20 protein-coding genes and 1 pseudogene are annotated in these 19,517 nt (G+C 33.5%); 5 read left to right on the top strand and 16 right to left on the bottom strand.

The features are described 5' to 3' along the window. Positions 1–140: 140 nt before the first annotated feature. The 5 genes and pseudogenes from prpB to NSQ08_RS10035 all read right to left on the bottom strand — a co-directional run bounded on the left by prpB (position 141) and on the right by NSQ08_RS10035 (position 5,501). A complete protein-coding gene (prpB, locus tag NSQ08_RS10055; RefSeq protein WP_002031847.1) occupies positions 141–1,049 on the bottom strand; it encodes a methylisocitrate lyase in 909 nt (302 codons plus the stop codon). Between the two features lie 18 nt (positions 1,050–1,067). Then, on the bottom strand, positions 1,068–2,504 hold the full coding sequence (gene prpD, locus NSQ08_RS10050) for a 2-methylcitrate dehydratase (RefSeq protein ID WP_002085755.1): 1,437 nt from the start codon (positions 2,502–2,504) through the stop codon (positions 1,068–1,070). Between the two features lie 98 nt (positions 2,505–2,602). After that, the gene (mmgD, locus tag NSQ08_RS10045; RefSeq protein WP_002127276.1) at positions 2,603–3,724 is read right to left on the bottom strand and encodes a citrate synthase; all 1,122 of its coding nucleotides are present in this window, start codon (positions 3,722–3,724) and stop codon (positions 2,603–2,605) included. Positions 3,725–4,139: 415 nt separating this feature from the next. Further along, positions 4,140–4,366: pseudogene (locus NSQ08_RS10040) on the bottom strand (HesB/YadR/YfhF family protein). Next, positions 4,347–5,501 (bottom strand): MFS transporter, encoded by a 1,155-nt coding sequence (locus NSQ08_RS10035; RefSeq protein ID WP_340774131.1) that lies wholly within the window; start codon positions 5,499–5,501, stop codon positions 4,347–4,349. Before NSQ08_RS10035 ends, NSQ08_RS10040 begins: the two are co-directional and overlap by 20 nt. 234 nt (positions 5,502–5,735) lie before the next feature. Here NSQ08_RS10035 and NSQ08_RS10030 point away from each other — a divergent pair, with 234 nt between their 5' ends. Continuing rightward, positions 5,736–6,014: a hypothetical protein gene (locus NSQ08_RS10030; RefSeq protein WP_002085760.1), complete on the top strand. Its 279-nt coding sequence runs from the start codon at positions 5,736–5,738 to the stop codon at positions 6,012–6,014. Between the two features lie 82 nt (positions 6,015–6,096). On the opposite strand, the gene NSQ08_RS10025 is transcribed toward NSQ08_RS10030, so the two are convergent. Next, the gene (locus NSQ08_RS10025; protein ID WP_340774127.1) at positions 6,097–8,580 is read right to left on the bottom strand and encodes a PBP1A family penicillin-binding protein; all 2,484 of its coding nucleotides are present in this window, start codon (positions 8,578–8,580) and stop codon (positions 6,097–6,099) included. A gap of 466 nt (positions 8,581–9,046) precedes the next feature. Between NSQ08_RS10025 and NSQ08_RS10020 the strand changes: the two genes are divergently transcribed. Next, positions 9,047–9,256 carry a KTSC domain-containing protein gene (locus NSQ08_RS10020; RefSeq protein ID WP_002085762.1) on the top strand — a complete coding sequence of 70 codons (210 nt, stop codon included), beginning with the start codon at positions 9,047–9,049 and terminating at the stop codon, positions 9,254–9,256. 67 nt (positions 9,257–9,323) lie between these two features. Here the strand turns inward: NSQ08_RS10020 and NSQ08_RS10015 are convergent, their stop codons facing one another. The 4 genes from NSQ08_RS10015 to NSQ08_RS10000 all read right to left on the bottom strand — a co-directional run bounded on the left by NSQ08_RS10015 (position 9,324) and on the right by NSQ08_RS10000 (position 12,029). Beyond that, entirely contained in the window at positions 9,324–9,536 is a 213-nt protein-coding gene (locus NSQ08_RS10015; protein WP_002085763.1) for a YqaE/Pmp3 family membrane protein, read from the bottom strand. 300 nt (positions 9,537–9,836) lie between these two features. After that, on the bottom strand, positions 9,837–10,496 hold the full coding sequence (locus NSQ08_RS10010) for a DUF6944 family repetitive protein (protein WP_002035373.1): 660 nt from the start codon (positions 10,494–10,496) through the stop codon (positions 9,837–9,839). A gap of 158 nt (positions 10,497–10,654) precedes the next feature. Continuing rightward, positions 10,655–11,365 carry an SDR family oxidoreductase gene (locus tag NSQ08_RS10005; protein WP_002085764.1) on the bottom strand — a complete coding sequence of 237 codons (711 nt, stop codon included), beginning with the start codon at positions 11,363–11,365 and terminating at the stop codon, positions 10,655–10,657. Positions 11,366–11,690: 325 nt separating this feature from the next. After that, positions 11,691–12,029, bottom strand: a complete 339-nt coding sequence (locus NSQ08_RS10000) for a hypothetical protein (protein ID WP_340774118.1) — start codon at positions 12,027–12,029, stop codon at positions 11,691–11,693. 212 nt (positions 12,030–12,241) lie between these two features. Here NSQ08_RS10000 and gerPF point away from each other — a divergent pair, with 212 nt between their 5' ends. Then, on the top strand, positions 12,242–12,457 hold the full coding sequence (gerPF, locus tag NSQ08_RS09995; RefSeq protein ID WP_001141569.1) for a spore germination protein GerPF: 216 nt from the start codon (positions 12,242–12,244) through the stop codon (positions 12,455–12,457). 285 nt (positions 12,458–12,742) lie between these two features. Here the strand turns inward: gerPF and NSQ08_RS09990 are convergent, their stop codons facing one another. The 4 genes from NSQ08_RS09990 to NSQ08_RS09975 all read right to left on the bottom strand — a co-directional run bounded on the left by NSQ08_RS09990 (position 12,743) and on the right by NSQ08_RS09975 (position 16,526). Beyond that, entirely contained in the window at positions 12,743–13,078 is a 336-nt protein-coding gene (locus tag NSQ08_RS09990) for a YolD-like family protein (RefSeq protein ID WP_002085766.1), read from the bottom strand. A gap of 707 nt (positions 13,079–13,785) precedes the next feature. Then, positions 13,786–14,007, bottom strand: coding sequence for a hypothetical protein (locus tag NSQ08_RS09985; protein ID WP_002012623.1), 222 nt, complete (start codon positions 14,005–14,007; stop codon positions 13,786–13,788). A 528-nt stretch (positions 14,008–14,535) separates the two neighbouring features. Then, on the bottom strand, positions 14,536–15,387 hold the full coding sequence (locus NSQ08_RS09980) for a peptidylprolyl isomerase PrsA (protein ID WP_002031835.1): 852 nt from the start codon (positions 15,385–15,387) through the stop codon (positions 14,536–14,538). Positions 15,388–15,530: 143 nt separating this feature from the next. Then, positions 15,531–16,526 (bottom strand): glycoside hydrolase family 25 protein, encoded by a 996-nt coding sequence (locus NSQ08_RS09975; protein WP_340774111.1) that lies wholly within the window; start codon positions 16,524–16,526, stop codon positions 15,531–15,533. A 567-nt stretch (positions 16,527–17,093) separates the two neighbouring features. On the opposite strand from NSQ08_RS09975, the gene NSQ08_RS09970 reads away from it, so the two are divergent. After that, positions 17,094–17,288 (top strand): hypothetical protein, encoded by a 195-nt coding sequence (locus NSQ08_RS09970; protein WP_002085768.1) that lies wholly within the window; start codon positions 17,094–17,096, stop codon positions 17,286–17,288. 352 nt (positions 17,289–17,640) lie between these two features. Here NSQ08_RS09970 and NSQ08_RS09965 read toward each other — a convergent pair whose 3' ends face one another. Continuing rightward, positions 17,641–18,144 carry a MepB family protein gene (locus NSQ08_RS09965; RefSeq protein WP_340774105.1) on the bottom strand — a complete coding sequence of 168 codons (504 nt, stop codon included), beginning with the start codon at positions 18,142–18,144 and terminating at the stop codon, positions 17,641–17,643. Positions 18,145–18,364: 220 nt separating this feature from the next. Here NSQ08_RS09965 and NSQ08_RS09960 point away from each other — a divergent pair, with 220 nt between their 5' ends. After that, a complete protein-coding gene (locus NSQ08_RS09960) occupies positions 18,365–18,577 on the top strand; it encodes a hypothetical protein (RefSeq protein WP_002031831.1) in 213 nt (70 codons plus the stop codon). A 92-nt stretch (positions 18,578–18,669) separates the two neighbouring features. On the opposite strand, the gene NSQ08_RS09955 is transcribed toward NSQ08_RS09960, so the two are convergent. Beyond that, on the bottom strand, positions 18,670–19,245 hold the full coding sequence (locus tag NSQ08_RS09955; protein ID WP_340774101.1) for a C1q-like domain-containing protein: 576 nt from the start codon (positions 19,243–19,245) through the stop codon (positions 18,670–18,672). Between the last annotated feature and the right edge of the window lie 272 nt (positions 19,246–19,517).

Here is a 19,517-nt window from a genome sequence, read left to right as displayed (position 1 = left end):
ATTTCGGCCTTCGTTGATCTTTGCATATGCTCGTCTACGATGAGTGGAATATCTTATTATTGAAAACAGAAGGCGATGATTTTTCACATCAAGCAGTTCGTTTTGCCAAAGATGTATTTTCATCGCCTAAATCCTTCTACCTATTGATCTTCAGATAATACTGTTTTTGCAATTCCAGTATCTAACTCTTCAAAGTCATGATATGAAATTGTTTCATATAATTCACTTCTCGTTTGCATATTAGAAAGTGCATCTTTTTGAGAACCCGTTTCCTTAATTAGCGTAAACACATTCTCATATGCTTTTGCAGCAACACGAAGTGAAGTTACAGGATAAATTACCATTTGGAAGCCCATATTCGCAAATTCCTCTGCACTATAATATGGTGTTTTTCCGAACTCAGTCATATTTGCTAGTAAAGGTGCATTCACTTTGCTAGTAAATAAACGGAATTCTTCTTCCGATTGAAGCGCTTCTGGGAATATTGCATCTGCCCCTGCTTTTACATATGCATTCGCTCTTTCAATCGCTGCATCTAATCCTTCCACGCCGCGAGCATCTGTGCGTGCTACAATATATAAACTTGGCGCAACTTCTTTAATCGCTTTAATTTTTTGAACTAATTCTTCTGTAGTAACAAGTTTCTTACCATTTAAATGTCCACATTTCTTTGGTAATTGTTGATCTTCAATCTGAACAGCCGCAACTTTCGCTTCCACCATTTCTACAGCTGTCCTCGCTACGTTTAGTACTCCACCAAATCCTGTATCAATATCAACAAGAACTGGTAAATCTGTAGCTCTAACTAGATCCCTTGCTCTCTCTGCTACTTCAGTAGACGTCACGATTCCTAAATCTGGTAGTCCTTTACTTGCAGTGTAAGCAGCTCCTGATAAATATAGAGCTGAAAAACCTGTATTTTTCGCAACAAGAGCCGCCATTGCATCATGAGCACCTGGAATTTGCAAAATTTCATTTGCTTCTACTAAAGCTCGGAAGCGATTCGCAAGCTCCTCTTGTGTTGACTGTTTATTCACAACCCAAGCCATTCTAAATTCCCCCTATTATTAAATTAAGAATAGATCTACAAATTCGTTTACATTCATATTTTCTAGTTTTTCTTCATTTAGACAAGCTTCATGGATTTTTTCTTGTTGCTTACTAGAATAATGACCTGCCATATTTGCAGTGAATTTCCGAACAACTTTTGGAATTGCTTCGTCTCTACGGAAACGGTGGCCAAGTGGGTATTCACATTCCACATTTTCTGTTACAGTACCATCTTTAAAATGAACTTGAACAGCGTTGGCGATTGAGCGCTTGTTCGGGTCAAGGTAATCTAAACTGTACTGTTTGTTTTCAACAACAACCATCTTATTACGTAATTCATCTACACGTGGATCATTCGCTACTACATCCTCATAATCATCCGCAACGATATCTCCTTTTAATAAACCTATTGCCGTAATGTATTGTAAGCAATGATCACGATCAGCTGGGTTATTTAATGGACCTTCTTTATCGATAATACGAATTGCTGACTCATGAGTTGTGATTGTAATACGATCAATTTCATCTAATCTTTCTTTAAGTTCCGGATGTAATTTCACTGCACATTCTGCAGCTGTTTGTGCATGGAATTCTGCTGGGAATGACACTTTGAATAATACATTTTCCATTACATAAGATTCTAGCGGTCTTGCTAATTTTAATTCTTGCTTGTTAAATAACACATCTTGGAATCCCCATCCTGGTGCAGATAATGCCGTTGGGTAACCCATTTCACCTTTTAATGCAGTCATTGCAAGATGAACACCGCGGCTCGTCGCATCACCTGCTGCCCATGATTTACGTGAACCTGTATTTGGAGCATGACGATATGTACGAAGACTAGAATTATCAATCCACGCATGTGATAATGCATTAAAGATTTCCTCACGCGTTCCGCCAAGCATTTTTGCAACTACTGCAGTCGTCGCTACTTTTACGTATAATACGTGATCAAGACCAACACGGTTTAAACTGTTTTCTAAAGCAAGTACACCTTGAATTTCATGTGCTTTAATCATCATTTCTAGTACTTCACGTACTTTTAATGGTTCTTTTCCTTCTGAAATACGAACGCGGCTAATATAATCTGCAACTGCTAAAATTCCGCCTAAGTTATCAGATGGATGTCCCCACTCTGCTGCAAGCCAAGTATCGTTATAGTCTAACCAACGGATCATACATCCGATATTAAATGCGCCTTTTACTGGATCTAGCACATAAGATGTTCCTGGTACACGTGTACCATTTGGCACGATTGTTCCTGGTACAACTGGTCCTAATAATTTTGTACACTCTGGGTATTGTAGTGCTAAAATTCCACATCCAAGTGTATCAAGTAATACGTAGCGAGCCGTACTGAATGCCTCTGCACTTGTAACCTCTTTATTTAATACATAGTCCGTAATTTCTTCTAATAATGCATCTTTTTGTTTAATTTCATTTGTTTTAATCATGCTATTCTTCCCTTTCTGTCGAAAATTCGTTATTATTAATGATGGGTGTCGGTCAAACACCCATCTGGCGGGCGGCGCTAACAACTCCCCAGTTGTTTTTATTTACTAAATGCATGTCGCTCGCCAATATAATTTACACGTGGACGGAACAAACGATTGTTCGCATGTTGCTCAATTACGTGTGCACATAGCCCTACTGTTCTAGAACTAAAGAAGATTGGTGTGTAAAGTTGAATTGGAATACCAAGCATCCAATATACTGGAGCAGCATAATAATCAAGATTCGGATAAATTCCTTTTTCCTTCTCCATAATTTTTTCTCCAGCTTCACACATTTCATATAGTGTATAATCGCCTTTCACATCACATAACTGCTTTAATGCTTCCTTCATCATAAGTGCTCTTGGATCCATCTTTTTCATATAAACACGGTGTCCAAAGCCCATAATTTTTTCTTTGTTATATAGTTTCTTCTGTAATAACTCTTCAAATTTCTCAACATTACCAGCTTCTAAAAGCATGTACATAACCGCTTCATTCGCACCGCCATGAAGACTTCCTTTTAAGGATGCAACTGCTCCTGTTAAAGCGCCGTATAAGTCGGATTGCGTTGATGCAATAACGCGTGCTGTAAATGTAGAGTTTGGCATTTCATGTTCACTATATAAAACAAGGGAACGATCAAAGATTTTCTCTTCAAGTTCAGTTGGTTTCTTTCCAGTTAACATATAGAAGAAATTCGCACTATATGACAATTCTTGAAGAGGCTCAATTGGTTCCTCATTATTTAAAATATGGTAGCTATTCGCTACAATATTTGGCACTTTACTTAAAAGCTTGTATCCTCGACTTTTATTCACTTCTAACGAGCGGTTTTCGATATCACTATCGTAACCAGCTAATGCAGACACACCTGTACGTAGCCCATCCATAGGATGCGTTTCCTTAGGCAATGCCTTTAGAACATTGAATACACCTTCTGGCACTGCATATTCTTCTTTTAATTTCTTTTCAATTGTTGCTTTCTCATCCTCATTCGGTAAACGTTCTTCTAATAAAAGGTGCACAATGTCTAAATACTCTTTTGTTTTTGAGAGTTCGATTAAATCATACCCTTGAATTACAATTTCACCTTTTACTGTGTCAAGAAACGAAATTTTCGTTTCCGCTGCTACTACACCATCTAATCCCGGGGAAAATTTTTCTTCAGCTTTCATCATTATTTCCTCCAATCCTAATAGATCTTCGTGCACATAACTGTAAGCCTTTACAATAATATGAAACTACATTTCTATTTCAATGTATCAGAGTTTTTAGAAGATTTCAATTTATTTTATAATGATAAGTTTCCTATACTTTTACCGATGTAATAATACAATTTTTCAAAAATAACTTTCATCTTTTATAAAGAAAGGACAGACATCCTTTTACAATTTTTTAAAACGAAATATAACAATTATCCATATAATCCCACTAAATATACCTTTAATCCCTTTTTCTTCAACAAACATAAAAAACCGAGCTGCACTCATGCACAGCTCGGTTTTTTATAATATTTATTTCATATTCCCATAAATATAATTCTTATATAAAATTTATTTATTTTTAATAAAATTATTATTTTACATAATTAAATTAAATTTCTTCCGTTTCTTTACGATAGCTTACAACTAATTCATAGTTTTGAAAGTACGAAAGATCATCAAAATCTATAAAAATAAACTACCGTCTTTCTCAACTGACGCTATTTCCCGAACTGATTTCTCAGAAACAATCCCTAAAGAATATCCGGGCTGAATTGAGCTATTTCCTCCGTACCTTACAATACATCAAATAGATTCATCATGCTTTATACGCAAAATCTTTTTTGCCTAATCGTTGTTTTACAAAAATGACAAATATAATTAAAGCTATTAATCCTGAAATTGCACTACCTGCGAATAAAATACGGTAACCAAACATTTGTGAAACAACTCCAAGTAAAATCGCACCTAATCCAATCCCTAAATCAAAAGCGGTAAAGAATGAAGCGTTAGCAACTCCTCTTTTACTAGGATCAACAATTGTCAGCATCGCTGCTTGTAAAGCGGGCTGTGCTGAACCGAATCCAACACCATATAATGCCGCTGCAATCATTACACCTATCAAACCATTTGAAATCGTTAGTACAACTATCGCTAAAATAGTAATACATAGTGCCGGAAGTATGATAAAAACTTCTCCATACTTATCTAATAGTTTTCCTGAAATAGGTCGTACAATTGTTAAAGCAATTGCATATACAAGAAAGAATGTCCCAGGATTCACATCAATTGATGACGCGAATAACGGTAAAAATGTTGTTATTCCTCCATATGCAAATGATAAAAAGAAAACAACAACCGTTATTGATAAAACGGATTTTTCAAACAGCTGAATTTTCCCTTTTTCTTTTTGTGGCGTGAATGGCATTTTCGTTATTAACGATAATACGACTGCCATAAAGGATAAAAGAGTTGCTAACAAGAATAGACCATGAAATGAATAATTTTGTACAACCCATAATCCAATCATCGGGCCAATTGCCATCGCGATTGTCATCGCCATGCCATACCAGCCCATCCCTTCACCACGACGTGAATCTGGAATAATATCAGTTATCGCTGTTCCAACTGCTGTTGTAGAAACAGCCCACGTCACTCCGTGAATAACGCGTAAAACAGCTAAAAGGACAATAGTCGATGCTAAATCATACGAATACATCGTTATCCCAAAAAATATGAGTCCGAAAATAATAAAAGATCTTCTACCATATTGATCTAACATACCTCCAATAATCGGTCGTATTACAACTGCCGCTATTGTAAACATTCCCATCATCAGTCCAACTTGCGATTCATTTCCACCAATCTCTTTAATAAAGAGCGGGAGCGTTGGAACAAGTAAATAAAACCCCGTAAATAAAAATAACATCGCGATAGTCATTTGTATAAATGATTTCGTCCATAATCGTTCCATTAAAATCCCTCCATAAACACGTAAAATATACAATCAACACATCAATTGTATATTTTTCATGTTCCCTTGCCCTCCGCTAATAGACGTATCTTTTCATAATAAATGGTCTACCATCAATTTAAGTTGGTCTTACGACTTTATGCCTATGTTTTAAGCAAAAAACCTATATATGTACCTTTATATGTTTTAGAAGAATATACTATTTTATTATTAAACTTAGGAGTGATCGTTTTCATGTGGGTATCACCAAGAATAACCGCCGTTGTCCCATCAGCTCCCTCAATACATGTTCCTGTCGTTCATACAGCTAGTTCTGATGTTGGTATCGAACTTCCTGCCGCTTGGCAACAATATCAATCGACTGACCAAGTCACCCCTTCATTTTGGCATCATGGTACACACCCGAGTAGTACTACTTTTTATGGCCCTAGTTATCCAATACCGCCAACTCAAATTTTTTATCATTTCCCATCAATTTACTTTCAAAATTTCTATGGTACTTTTAATATTTAAAAATAATATTACTCTTTATAATACAAAAAGCACCAAAGAAACCGTTTTTCCCGGTACCTTCGGTGCTTTTAAAATGCATTATTTATTGTCCATTATTGGAAGGAGCCTCTCCTGTGTTCCCGCCAGTAGTTGGTGGGGTTGGAGTTTCTTGGCCACCTCCAGTGGTTGGTGGATTTGGAGTTCCTTGACCACCTCCAGTGGTTGGTGGATTTGGAGTTCCTTGGCCACCTCCAGTGGTTGGCGGATTTGGAGTTCCTTGACCACCTCCAGTGGTTGGTGGATTTGGAGTTCCTTGGTCACCTCCATTAGTTGGTGGATTTGGAGTTCCTTGACCATTTCCATTGTTTTGTTCATTTTGCTTATTCTGTTCATCTTGTTTCTTTTGCTCTTCTTGCTTCTTAAGCTCTTCTTGCTTCTTAAGTTCATCTTGTTTCTTTTGCTCTTCTTGTTTCTTAAGTTCTTCCTGTTTCTTTAATTCCTCTTGATTTTTCTCTTCTTCAGTTTTTTGCTGTTGATCTTGTTTTGGTTGTTCCGTTGTATCCGGTACGCTAGTATTTGGAGATGAATCACGTTTTTCACCTTTTATACGCAATTCACTACCTTCTTGAATAACACTACTTGGCATTTTAAAGCGTGATTTATCTGTAGCCATCTCACTCATCATTTCTTTAAAGATCAACTGTGCAATTTTCGTATTTTTACTACTAATATACTCGTCTTTACCATCTTTCGTATATCCAGTCCATACTGCCATCGTATATTGCGGTGTATATCCTGCAAACCAACTATCACGAGTTGCACTTTCTGGAATTCCATATTGTGCTAGTTGTTTTGAAGAATAGTTAGTTGTACCTGTTTTACCAGCTACATCTAAAGAGGCCACATTTGCCGATGTACCAGTACCTGATGTAACTACAGAACGTAGCATATCAGTAATCATATATGCTGTAGAATCCGCCATAACTGATTTTGGTTTTTGTCCAAAACTTTGTGACTTGCCGTCTGGATAAACTACTTTCTTAACAAAATGCGGCTTCGTATACTTACCGTCATTCCCAAATGCCGCATAAGCACCTGCAATTTCAGTTGGTGACGCTTCATTTGTACCGATTGCTGTTGATTCTGTCGGTGCTACATTAAATGTAATACCTAATTTCTCAGAGAACTCTTTCGATTTACTAATACCTACCTCTTTAGCTGTTTTAATAGCTGGGATATTACGTGACTTTGTTAGTGCTTCACGCATTGAGATTGGCCCTAAATGACTTCTATCTGCATTTCTAACTTCTTGGCCAGTTGAATACTTAAATGGAGAGTCATCAATTTGATGATAAGTAGCCCATTTTAAATATTCAATTGCAGGAGCGTAATCAAAAATTGGTTTCATCGTTGAACCAGCTGCACGATCTAATTCAATCGCCATATTATGCCCTTTAAATACTGCTTTATTTTCACCGCGCCCACTACCTATAGCGCGAACTTCTCCAGTTTTCGTATCCATAAATGTGAAAGCACCTTGGAATTTATCATTTGGATAATTAATAATATTTGTATTCAAAATATTATCAGCTAATTTCTGTGCTTTTGGATCCAATGTTGTATAAATTTCTAAACCATCAGATCCAATATTAACATCTGGTATTTCCTTTTCTACTTCTTTAACTACTGCATCCATAAATGCAGTATATGGCATCGCTTGTAGTTCAGCTGCACTCTTAATATTTTTATCCACTGGTACTTTCGATGCTTCTTCCATTTCTGCCTTTGTAATATAACCATGTCTATTCATTAAGTTTAGTACAGTATTTCTTCTTTCTGTTGCCCTTTGAACATTTTCTTTTTTCGTTGGGTCATAGTTATTCGGTGCTTTTGGTAAGCCAGCTAGCATCGCAACTTCTGGTAATGTTAAATCTTTCAATTCTTTACCGTAGTAGTTTTGTGCTGCTGTTGCGATTCCATATGAACGGTTTCCTAAATTAATTTTATTTAAATACATCTCTAATATTTCATGTTTTGAATATTGTTGTTCTAGCTTATACGCTAAATATATTTCCTGAACCTTACGTTTTGACGTTTTTTCCATCGATAAGAAGTAGTTTTTAATAACTTGCTGCGTTATCGTACTACCACCTTGAGAGCCATAATCTCCCTTAAGACTAACTAAAACTGCACGAGCAGTACCTTTAAAATCTACTCCGCTATGCTCATAAAAACGCGAATCTTCTGTTGCTAAAAATGCATTTTCTACTAATTTTGGGATTTGATCATACGTAACATTCGTCCGCTTTTCTTTCCCATATTCATATACCAAATTCCCGTCTTTATCATAAATTTTTGAGGATAACGGATTAACAAGTTTTGCTTTCTCAAGTTTTGGTGCATCCTTAATCATTACGAAAAAGGTAGCAACCCCTGCCACTAAACCTACAATACCCAGTAGTAAACAACTGATTAAAAATTTACGAAAAAACGATGTTTTACCTTTTGGTTTTGTTTTTTTAGAAGCTGGCTGTTTTTTCTTTTGAACTTGTCGTCGCTCCTCTCGAGAACGATAATTTTCTGACATGTTACTTTCTCCTGCCTTTCAATTCTCCCGTTGATTTACTTGAAAATATTGAGGTCACTTTCCCAAATACATTTAATCAAGAAAGTATATTGACCTGGAGCATTCAATATTTTCCCAATTCACAGATTATACATTTTAGAATACTTCTTATACAAACTATTTTCACTTCTATTTTTTCTAATAATACTGCCCCTTAAAGCATAGAATGTAAGAAGTGAATTTTTAATACCTCGTATAAATAATATACCTTTTTTTCAAATGGTCAATATTTTCTTATTTATAAATCAAAGGTGAAATAAAAATAGCACAACGATATGTACTTCGTGTGAACTTCCTTATAATTACGTATAACAAACATTTAATATATTGCATATAAGTATAATACTCCTTTAATTATTAGGATTTCAACACGACAATCCCCTTCTCTACAAGAAACCATCTAAAATGAAAAATAAGGAGTTGCGTAATGATGAAGCTATCTCCCGTTATTTCAAAAAAATTAGTTGCTGTTGGCTATAATCCTTTTTCTATGATTTTACGTATTCAACTAAAGAATGGTATGTATGATTTCTTTAATGTGCCAGAAAGCATTTACACCGGTTTATTAAACGCACACTCTAAAAGTTATTATCATAATACTTATATTAAAAATTCTTACCGCTATACTAAAATTTAAACTTGATTGGCATACAAAAAAGAAAGGCGAATCAAATCCCCTTTCTTTTTTGTATGTCAATCGCAATTTACCTTCTATTTCTTTTATTAATTTCATCATACGCTTGAACTTGTTTTTTAAGTCGCCTGTCGGCTTTTTTATCATGTACGACAAGAACTGCGTGTATCGCTCCTGGAACCCAAAAAATTAAGGTTAAAATGAAATTAATAATCGCTTGAAACGGCTTTCCGCAAAATAAAACAGCTACCGGCGGAAGTAAAATTGCTAATAAGTACATCATGTCTGAAAAACTCCTTAATGTTTATTTTTCGCTTCTTCCCCATCCATCTCCTACACTATCAAACCTATGAAATCATGTTATTTCTAAAAGCGTATATAAGAACTCATCATTACAAAAATCACATATAATAGTATAACTAAATGAGAAGCCTCTCACTAACGTTAACAAGTTATTTTCACCTGTTCGTTTATATGTATATTCTACGCCTATATGAAAAAGCCTACAAAAACAATTAACACATCCATCTTGTCCTACTTCTAAAATTGAAATACTCCAAACTTCATTGAAATGAGTATTTCATCACCTTTTCTTAGATTCCAATCGTTGTTCCTCTACTATTTCGGTTAATCCAATTGCTGAAATTACAGTACCTATTGCCTGTATCCAAATACCTATTAGCCCTATTATACGTTGATCTTCTTTATCTATATTACTGTCTTCTTTTCCCTTTTCTTCTTTTGGTATATTTTTAATACCTTCATATGCTTGTAATCCCGCACCTAAACTTTGCATTGAATTCCCTAATACGATAATCCACTGTATTCCATTTATCTCATTCAATGCTACTTCTACTCCTAAAAAAGCGCCAATTGATTGCAAACTATTTCCAGTAATTATAAGGAAATCATTTTCTTTCATTTGTTCATTGAGATTAAAATACGTTCCTATTACATTTGAAATATTACCTAAAGCTAATAACTCAATCCCCGTTTTCGCTAGCGCTTTATTTTTATTATCTATAGTTACCTCTTGCTTCTCACATTTATCTTCATCTTTCGCATCATTAGTTGCTATAATTTGTAATATATATCCGAGAGCTTGTAATGAACTCCCTACAATAACGAGATCCGACTCAATCTTTTCTTCCCCTGCAAACCCTCTAGTTGTTCCAATTGCTGCTATAAGATTTCCTCCTACTTGAAACCAGGCACCTGTCAATTCTAAATCGCGTAGGTTCATTTCCCATCACCTATATTTAAATTTTCTAGTACATTCAAAACAAACAAATATCACCTTTAATTCATTATTCTATTTTTCATATGTAATTTTGTGCATCACATAATGTACTAATAATACAAAAGAGCACCTTTCAGGCGCTCTTTTTGACAAGGAGTTTCTCAATGAATGTATGCCGGACATGTCAATGACTCACCGTTTTTATCTATTGATATATTTAATATATAATGAATTGCTTTATGTGACCACATTTCAGGTGTAGGAGATTCTTTTACATATTGAGGTGCACATAAGTGAAGCATTGGAGTGCTAATACTGCCACCTGGATCTAAAGCAACTACTGCCATACCATTTGGCAGTTCCATTGCCATTGACTGCGTGATACCTTCAACAGCAAACTTCGAGGCACAATATGGCGCAAGTTCAGCCTCGCCTTCTCTTCCCCAACTAGAGCTCATGTTAATAATAATTCCTTCTTTCCTAGCTATCATCGCCGGGACGAACGCCCTAATGACATTTACTACCCCGTTCACATTTACACTCATTACACTTTCAAATTCTTGTGCGGTAACTTTCCATAGAGGTGCATTTTGATTAACAATCGATGCATTATTTATTAACATATCGGGAGCCCTATACTTATTAAGAATACGACTTGCCCATTTACTAACTTGGTGATGATTTGAAACATCAATTATTTGAAAATCATGTGAAGCACCGTAATATTTATTAAGTTCTTCAATTTTATTTTTTGAGCGTCCACACCCTGCTATGTTCCACCCCAATTCATGAAACCTATCAACCATTGCACGTCCTAACCCTTGCGTTACTCCAGTAATAATTACAAGTTTCCCAATGTCGTTTCGCTCCAACTTCATCTCCTCCTTTCCATTAATATTACTCTTTTTATTCTTATTCAACTTCTCACTTAAGTATCAATTCATTTCATACTTTAGAAGTATTTTTGATATTACATATTACAAACAAAAAGAGTAACCATCATAGTTACTCTTTTTGTTTGTATCGTTATTATTTTTAAATTGTATCTTCTATTCCCTACATTTCTCACATCGATAAATATAGGTTACACCTTAATGAAAGTATATTTATGTTTACGGTTCGATTTATCCAAATACTTTTCAATCCACTTTTTCAACTTAACAGAGCCCACCTCTATCAATAAATTTCCACCTAGTCTTATAACATACTTTTATTTAAATTCTCAATCTCATTTTGCAACTTTTTAAATTGCTCAAAATGCATTGTTATAGATTGAATACTATTCCTTTCAACATTTTGCTTTACTAATAAAACGCCTGTATCGTGAAAAATTGCTCCAAGTTCTTTCCTTATAGATACTTTCGTAATATATGCGGTTTTAATTGCCGATAAAATTGCTATTTCATTAAACTTTAATTTTATTTCATTAGGACAAAATGCTTTTTCGATCAATGTGACATCATTACTATAAATATAAGCAATAAGTTTACTTGATTCTGCATCTGTTAAATCCACTGTTTTTATAACATTATCCATTACATTTTGCCTCCTTTAATTCCATATATATTAATTATTCAAATTTATTCTTTTTAAAATTCAGCTCTTCATTAATTTTAACATACTTTTTGCTCGATTGATTAAACAAAGCTTCAAACATTTTTCTATTCCGGAATATTTGTCAAATGAACCAATTAGACTATACCTTCATATAGTAATGCAAACAATTACTTATAAAGCAGGTGAAAATTATGCCCTCAGTTGTTGGGAATTTAGTTGTACAAAATAGTAACGGATCTTTCAACTTAGGTGATTTCTACAATGTTTCTCCAAAAGAGAATACGAAAGCTTATAACGGCTCTGGCGCATCTAACGTTGGTTTCGTAGTGAACACTTTTAGTGGGGTTAGCGCGACTAATACATTTGATTCTGATCTAGCAGATCAAAACCAAGTTGGTACGGCCTAACCAGATCTGTAATCATTTTTGTATAACATTTTAAAATTTGTCTATACTATACTCAGGCTGATACACAGCTATCATTGATTTTTTGAGTGCCAATCTTTTTCTCCCTTTCCCTGGGACTAAGCAGCTAGCTTGCAGCTAGCTGTTTTTTCATTTAGTTCTTCACCTCTTCAAAAAATTAAGTTTTTACAGGTAGCCTGACTCACAGCCGAATTTTGAGGTGTGAATCTGCCTGTCCGTAAATAGCTAGATAAATTAAAGAAGCTAAACTTCAAAATTCAGCTTCTTTTAGGTTACATCAATTATGTCCATTGCAGAAAATATATATGTTTTATAAAATGCATCTGTACATTTTACAATTTGTTGAATTGGATTTATATGAACCACTGTCATATAACTCGTAAGTATGTATCCTTCTTCAAAATATGTCACTAACATCTCTTCTTCAGACAATAATGAAGTTAATAATTTGTCTGAAATGCTGTCTTTCGCTTCATTTGTTATTAGCGGTCTTTGGACTTTTAATTTCTCTCCAATAATTTTTTTCATACTTAATAATTGTTCCGACATTACTGTAAACGGAACCCACTCTCTTCCTTTTTCCTGTATCTTTACATAATTCATTTTCTTTACTCCTCAATTTTCTATATCTATCCATTCTTGAACTACCCCACTTTCACTTCGTTTAGAAGTGGGGGATTCCTAAGTAAAGAGTTCTATCGAACTCTAATTTATTAGGCTATCTCCGCAGCCCTTGCGGTTAGAAGCCTTATCGCTTCATTCTTTATCCATCTCTTATTTATACGTAGCGTAGCTTTCCAATTCAAAACTATTTATGAATTTGTAGACATCTCCACTTCGAAAGAACATTCGTTCTAATTATACACGAACGAACGTTCTTACGGAAGTGCAACATGTAAATTTTTCAAACAAAATGCAACTTTAATATATGAAGTTTATTCATACTCATTTATTACTCCCTTTTATTAATCAAATTTCTTTGCACTTCCTATCGCATCATAGAATACGTGTAGCAACAATAAAAGCGACTCCACCTAATGTGAAGTCGCTTTTATTGAACTAATTATATTTCTAATTTTACTTTTCTATCCTAACTAACGTTCTTTCTGGAATACAAATTTCAGCTATATCTCATTAACCATCCTTCAACAAAAGCATACACTTTTATTATGAACGAACTCACAAAGCTTTAGAAACTTATGATGTAAAACAATTCATTCCTCATAAGTTTCATACATATCGACAATTACTACCATTTATCCTGCTATTTGCAGGCAGTAAGATTCACACTCATCAATTTTTCACTTTCTTTATTGAATATGCTTGGGTTGCATTATAATATGTAATTCTCTCTCTGTTTCTGTTTTTTTCGGATTCCGATAATATTCCAGTTTATATTCTAATACTTCATACTCAACCATCCCAATCTTTATCCCTTTTGTTTCTTTTAATACAGCTAATAGAACGCTTATATTTTCATTAGATGATTCAAAAATTTTCCCTCCGCCTTCTCTCTTAAAAATAACTTTCATATATTCTCCCCCAAATTATTTTATAATCTAGTAAATATAAAAATATTCATCCTATTTTAATAAAGTGAAGGCTAATAATCAGTGGGGGTTTTACGAGCAGTAAGACTCCCACAAATAGCGGGATAAATAATTCTTATCATTAAGAACATCTTTTTGTACTAAATGTTCAACATGTCACTTCCTATAAAGTTAATTTATACTCCAATAAATATGATATGTACCATTCTTTAAATTATGTCCTCAATTCACTCTCCAAGAAAATATATTTAGTTTATATTTAACAAAATTAATTAACTAAAACATTATCATTTCAACATTTTGCGAATTTAATTGCTTATTCCTTTTATCTACATCCAAATTTCCCTATTGTAATTCTTAATATTTAAATGTAATATTGTATTGTCTTACTATCTATTTATAACTCACACACTAACGCGAAAAGGGAACTCTATATGAGTTCCCTTTTCTATTGAAAACAAAAAAACAGAAATATAGCATTATGCTAAATCTCTGTTTTTCTTCTAAACCTTATTTCTCATCTAAGAATTTAAATGTATCTTTAAATTCTTTATCTGTTACTTTAATATCTGCTTCTTTCAATAGATCATTGATTACTTGTTGTTTCCATTTACCTGTCGCATCTTGCAGTCTTTGTTGTTCTAAATCTTTTCGAATCGTATCTTTTACTTCATCAAATGGTTTCAATTCTTTTTTATCCGTCACTTTTATTATATGATAACCATAAGATGTTTTTATTGGCTCACTTACTTGTCCTGCATCTAATTTATATGCAGCTTCCTCAAACTCTTTCACAGTTTGACCAGGAGCAAAACCAGCGATTTCTCCTCCCTGTTCCTTTGAACCAGTATCTTCCGAATACTGTTTCGCTAAAGCAGTAAAATCTTCACCATTATTTATTTTCTCTTTTACTTCTTTCGCAGTTTTTTCATCTTTCACTAAAATGTGACTTACCTTCATTTCAGGTTTATGGTTATCTTTCACATCTTTATCTGTGACAGTCGCTCTAATCGCTTTCTCAAGTGCAATTTCTGGCTTCATTCTCTCTTTTAATTCATCTTCATTCTTTAATCCTACTTGCTCTAAAGCCACTTTAAACTTGTCACCCATTTGTTCCTTCGCTGCTTCTACTTGTTTTTTAGCTTCTTCATCTGAAACTTTATATTTATCTAGCAATGCCTTATTTAACATCATTTGAGATAAAGTACTTTTTCCATATGTTTGCCTTAATTCTTTACTTAACTCTTTCTCTGTCACGTTTCCTACTTTTGATGTTGCAACATTTTCTGAGGAACCACACGCAGACAATGTTAGCGCCACACATGCAATAATAGTTCCCATAAATAGCTTTTTCTTTTTCAATTCAAATACCTCACTTTGATAAATGTATATTAGGAACTATACAGCGCTATTGTGAAATCAATGTGTTTTCTGCAAGTATTTCTCTTCATGCCAGCGACAAGCTTTATTAAATAAAAAAGCCGGCATAAATCCGACTTTTCACATCATTTAATCTGCACATGTTCTTCTTTGATCCATTTGTTCCCACCTATATCTGTATATCCATCTTGACGATTCCAAATACGATAAGGGACCTTCCCATCGACCGCACCTGTATCATTCCCGTTTGGCCCATCGTACGTTCTAATTTCATATCCAGGTGTGTACTTTGAATATGCATAAAACCATTGTACATTAAAATGTTCTAACTTAGCCCACTGTTGTTCACCACCTAAACAAATCATATCTTTTTCGCCACCTCCCCAATAACCTTTATAGATTAAATATGGGATTTTTTTCGTAAGTCTTCCTATAAATTGCGGATTCGCAGGATTTTCATATAAATTAATGCCGTATCCATCATCATATTTTGAAACTGCAATACCAATTCCACTTGGTTGCTTACTGTCTCCAATACTAGATTGATTTGTTTGATTTGAACCTATAAACCAAGAAAGATTTTTATTCCCAATTAATTGATTCAAATCACATTTTCCAATACCAGGAACATTTCCTGAATCAGTATATTGCCAAATATCACAAGGATATGCTGGTTTATTCCCTCCATAACGAGGAATCCAAATAAAATCAGCATCAATATTGCGAGCTCCAAATGATACATACGTGTGATGTCCTACATATAAACCAATTTTTTTTGCACCTAATCGGCGTAATTCATCAATAAATGCTTGAGTCCCACCTTGCATATCTACCATTGTTTGAACTTCTACATCTGCCACCCAAAATTTAGCGTTTTTATCGCCACGATTCCAAAAATCTTGCGCTTCTTTTTTTGCATCTGAAATAGATATAAAACGGCAAAATGCATAATTCCCAAATGGGATACTACGTTTCTTCATTTCTTTCACATAACCTTGATACATAAAATCGATCGTATTCGAACCATCTTGAACTCTAGCAATAACTAAATCTAGCTGAGACGCTGCAATATCCCAATTAATATTTCCATTCCATTTCGAAATATCTACAATATAACCCATTACTAATCAACTCCTTTTTATTATCTTATTCAAAGCTTGTTTTATTGCTAGACCCATACGCCTAATAGCAAGCTTCTATAAGACAAATAAATATATTTTCATCATTTTTTAAAACTAAATAATTTCTTTTTATCCATAATAAATAAGTCCTTCTTTTTTTGCATTTGTAAACGATAAACTTGCGTTTATTTCATACTAAATATTGGGATAAAACTATAAATAATGTACATACTACATATAAGCAATTTTTGCTTATACTCATGAATGACCTCCAAGATTTTTCAATCTCCCTGTAAAAAGGCAGCTAAAAAAAGCTGCCTTTTTACAATTTATTATATAGAGACAAGTTAATTAACGCTTATTCCCTCATATTAGTCTGATTTTAAGCTTTTTATAAACATGATATATATTTTTTCACAACACTATTTTGATACGTAATAGAAATTACATCAACTCATACAGTATATGTAATAATCAACTACAATAAAAATTACATATTATATTAATATGTCTTCCTAATTAAAAGGAAATAAACATATAACCTCTGTTATGTAAGGAGTTTATTTAATGAAAAAAATCCCTATCGTATTCAAAGTTCCCCCGAATTCAAAGCTAAAAGTTACATTCTATGGTCCTTGTAACGAAGTAATTACAAATGTATCTTTAATTAATCAACTACTCACCCCTACCTGTCAAACTGTATCTCAATATCCAGACTTCAAGAAATATATAACTGAAGTCCGATCATTATCAAATTGTTAATCGTATAATTTTATGATTTATCATTTCGAACAGTACGATAACAAAATAATAAAAAGAGCCGCATCTTTCAAAAGAAACGGCTCTTTTTCATTTCACAAAACATGACTTCATTAAAAAACTAAAATAACTCATTAATTGATATTCTGTTGATATTTTATTGATATTTTACACATATTAATGAAATGCGCATATATTATCGTATGGAGATTCTCCACTCATAAAACCTATCTTTTTTTGAGCATACTTTATTTGTATGCTCCTTTTTTATTCTTTACTTAACGGCTTACCCTGTTAATATTTCCAAATATCATCTGAACGAACATTGAATATTTCAATTTTTTCTTATTATGTGCTATGAATATAAGTTTAATAATTTATCTGTAGCTACATTTTCAGTATCACTTAAATCGACAAAATAATGAAGTTGCCACAATTGACTCTTCTTAGCTTGATTACTAATAGGTTTATCCCAAATAGGGTAAACCCTCATAGCCATTTTCCCTTTTTGATTTTGAGTTTTTAATATTTTTTCTTTTAGAAGAATCTCTTTTGGAAAAATAAATTGTCCTAGGTTATTATCCGCTATACAAGTGATAACTAAAAGGTTAGGAGCTGAATCATAAGAAAATGCCTGATTGCTCATGGAGGCATTCTTCTCCCAAAAAGAAACAAATTGTCCAATCTTATTAGGCGTAATTTTTGATACCCTAAATCGGATGCTTCTATTATTTAGCTGGAATACCCCTCCTGCATATTCTGAATTTTGCTTTTCTTCTTTTCGTTTAGTAATTAATAGATTATTAGGTTTGTAAATCATTTCATCTAGTTTTTCAATTATATTACCAAAATTTGTCATGTAAACGCACCTTTTTTATTTTCCAGTATACCAAGAACATTCGTTCTTGTATATTAAACTTAAACAAATGTTGGCTTTGAATAGTCTTTCAAAGATTATTTTATCTACTCCATCCATAACTTCAAATTTACTTTTATAGTATTTATTACATTACTCTTCCAATTCCTTATATTCTTCATTATTTCATTAATATATTAATAAAAAACGAGGTACATATTACATGAATCCATCCAAAATTGACTTCGGCTCCATAGAGCAACCTTTATTCCTATTAATTTTATATCTTATCGCAATTCTTTTAACACTCGGCATTACATTTAGTATATGTCATTCCCTTTTACTAAATTTAAATGCACCGAGATGGGTAGCAAAACTGTTAGCTATCATATTAACTCTAGGTGTTGCTTATCAAGTGTTTATGAACTTATTTTAATATATTACCAATTTAACACCTTTAACTAAAAGGCCCTACCATAAGGTAGGGCCTTTTTTAAAAAAATAGTCCATAAATCACAAACATGTCTTTTATTTTATTGGAGATGGGAATCTTGCAGCTTCAAAATGAGAACCGTCTTCTGTACTACTAATAACCCCATCTATACTACTTTGTGCAAAAATCTCGACAATATCACCTGCATGTAATTGAAGTATTGTTGAAACACTTACGACATTACCGAAATTTATCGGACCAAAAAAGTCGTTATCTATAGCAATTGCCGCATTTCCATTCACTCGAACTTCTACACGCGCTCTATAATTTAAATTTGTATCGTTCGGAAAGAAACCAATCGTCCCAATTACGGAATAAACTCCTCTAGTCTTCGGAGTAAAATCTGATGTTGCTGGGTTATATTCGTTCGCTAAATCAAATTGTTCATTTTGAAATAATACTTTAACAAAAGTATTAGCTGGAAGGTTTTGATTAACTGTATTTACAGCTCTAAAAGCAGATGTTCTTACAAGGTTATTCTCCTTATGATCGCAAGAACAGTCATCACATCTTTTACCGCACTTATTATAATAATCACTTCTTTTTTTACAGCAATCATGATTTTTCTTTTGGTAACTCTCACAATTCTTACAGTAGTAATAACAAGACATATATAGTGCTCCTTTCTAATCTACTACTGCATAATATGTATGCTAGACTTGAAAAGTTTGGACAGGTTATTGCGATTACAAAAATAAAAATGCTCCACCATAAGGCAGAGCGAAGAGAAAGTATAACTTTTAAAAACAAAGCACTCATGTAATATTCTGGTTAAATCAGTAATACAAATTATCTAGTTTCATCAACTCGGATTTTCAGAAAAAACTCCTCTGTACGATTTTATTATTATTGAATAGATTATATTGTTAAGTGAGATATGCAA

The sequence above is a fragment of the Bacillus sp. FSL E2-8887 genome (genome assembly GCF_038007205.1).
Taxonomy (GTDB): domain Bacteria; phylum Bacillota; class Bacilli; order Bacillales; family Bacillaceae_G; genus Bacillus_A; species Bacillus_A mycoides.
This window is presented reverse-complemented; position numbering and strand designations above follow the sequence as displayed.

Excerpts from the sequence above, each read along its gene's own strand:
- prpB (WP_002031847.1), bottom strand. The coding sequence starts at position 1,049 with ATGGCTTGGGTTGTGAATAAACAGTCAACACAAGAGGAGCTTGCGAAT.
- prpD (WP_002085755.1), bottom strand. The coding sequence starts at position 2,504 with ATGATTAAAACAAATGAAATTAAACAAAAAGATGCATTATTAGAAGAA.
- mmgD (WP_002127276.1), bottom strand. The coding sequence starts at position 3,724 with ATGATGAAAGCTGAAGAAAAATTTTCCCCGGGATTAGATGGTGTAGTA.
- NSQ08_RS10035 (WP_340774131.1), bottom strand. The coding sequence starts at position 5,501 with ATGGAACGATTATGGACGAAATCATTTATACAAATGACTATCGCGATG.
- NSQ08_RS10030 (WP_002085760.1), top strand. The coding sequence starts at position 5,736 with ATGTGGGTATCACCAAGAATAACCGCCGTTGTCCCATCAGCTCCCTCA.
- NSQ08_RS10025 (WP_340774127.1), bottom strand. The coding sequence starts at position 8,580 with ATGTCAGAAAATTATCGTTCTCGAGAGGAGCGACGACAAGTTCAAAAG.
- NSQ08_RS10020 (WP_002085762.1), top strand. The coding sequence starts at position 9,047 with ATGATGAAGCTATCTCCCGTTATTTCAAAAAAATTAGTTGCTGTTGGC.
- NSQ08_RS10015 (WP_002085763.1), bottom strand. The coding sequence starts at position 9,536 with ATGATGTACTTATTAGCAATTTTACTTCCGCCGGTAGCTGTTTTATTT.
- NSQ08_RS10010 (WP_002035373.1), bottom strand. The coding sequence starts at position 10,496 with ATGAACCTACGCGATTTAGAATTGACAGGTGCCTGGTTTCAAGTAGGA.
- NSQ08_RS10000 (WP_340774118.1), bottom strand. The coding sequence starts at position 12,029 with ATGGATAATGTTATAAAAACAGTGGATTTAACAGATGCAGAATCAAGT.
- gerPF (WP_001141569.1), top strand. The coding sequence starts at position 12,242 with ATGCCCTCAGTTGTTGGGAATTTAGTTGTACAAAATAGTAACGGATCT.
- NSQ08_RS09990 (WP_002085766.1), bottom strand. The coding sequence starts at position 13,078 with ATGAATTATGTAAAGATACAGGAAAAAGGAAGAGAGTGGGTTCCGTTT.
- NSQ08_RS09985 (WP_002012623.1), bottom strand. The coding sequence starts at position 14,007 with ATGAAAGTTATTTTTAAGAGAGAAGGCGGAGGGAAAATTTTTGAATCA.
- NSQ08_RS09975 (WP_340774111.1), bottom strand. The coding sequence starts at position 16,526 with ATGGGTTATATTGTAGATATTTCGAAATGGAATGGAAATATTAATTGG.
- NSQ08_RS09970 (WP_002085768.1), top strand. The coding sequence starts at position 17,094 with ATGAAAAAAATCCCTATCGTATTCAAAGTTCCCCCGAATTCAAAGCTA.
- NSQ08_RS09965 (WP_340774105.1), bottom strand. The coding sequence starts at position 18,144 with ATGACAAATTTTGGTAATATAATTGAAAAACTAGATGAAATGATTTAC.
- NSQ08_RS09960 (WP_002031831.1), top strand. The coding sequence starts at position 18,365 with ATGAATCCATCCAAAATTGACTTCGGCTCCATAGAGCAACCTTTATTC.
- NSQ08_RS09955 (WP_340774101.1), bottom strand. The coding sequence starts at position 19,245 with ATGTCTTGTTATTACTACTGTAAGAATTGTGAGAGTTACCAAAAGAAA.